The organism is Vibrio sp. 1401 (assembly GCF_033340295.1).
In genome coordinates, this window is the sequence record NZ_JAWOWF010000702.1 from 1 (window position 1) to 554 (window position 554).

General features: G+C 48.9%; 1 protein-coding gene. It reads right to left on the bottom strand.

Annotation, left to right across the window (positions count from 1 at the left end):
* Positions 1 to 29 precede the first annotated feature (29 nt).
* Positions 30 to 554, bottom strand: a 525-nt coding sequence (locus tag R7Z77_RS27685; protein WP_318137350.1) for a pyridoxal-phosphate dependent enzyme, incomplete at its 5' end; no start/stop codon positions are given.

A 554-nucleotide genomic window follows, 5' to 3' on the forward strand; every position in this document is an offset into this window, starting at 1 on the left:
TAAACGTAACTCAGCTCAGTGGTTGCCAGTTAGATAAGCGACTCAATACCGTATTTTGCACCGTAGTTTTCAACCACAAAATCGATGTCTTTGTCGCCTCGACCTGAAAGGTTGACAAGAATCGAACCTGTTTCACCTTGTTGTGCCAGTTTGATTGCGTATGCGACTGCGTGGGAAGATTCGATAGCCGGAATAATCCCTTCTTCACGAGACAACTCAAAGAAGGCGTGTATCGCTTCGTCATCGTTGATTGAACCATAGTTCACGCGTCCGATGTCTTTTAAATAACTGTGCTGTGGGCCTACCGATGGGTAATCCAAGCCACTGGCGACGGAGTGTACCTCTTGTGGTTCGCCTTGTTCATCTTTAAGCATGTAAGACTTAAATCCGTGCATGATGCCTGGCTCGCCAAGCGTTAAGGTAGCTGCGTGTTCACCCACTTTGTCCAAAGATCGTCCAGCAGGCTCGACGCCGTGGATCGCGACGTTTTCACCTTCTAAAAATCCGCTAAACAACCCCATGGCATTTGAGCCGCCACCCACACACGCGACAAG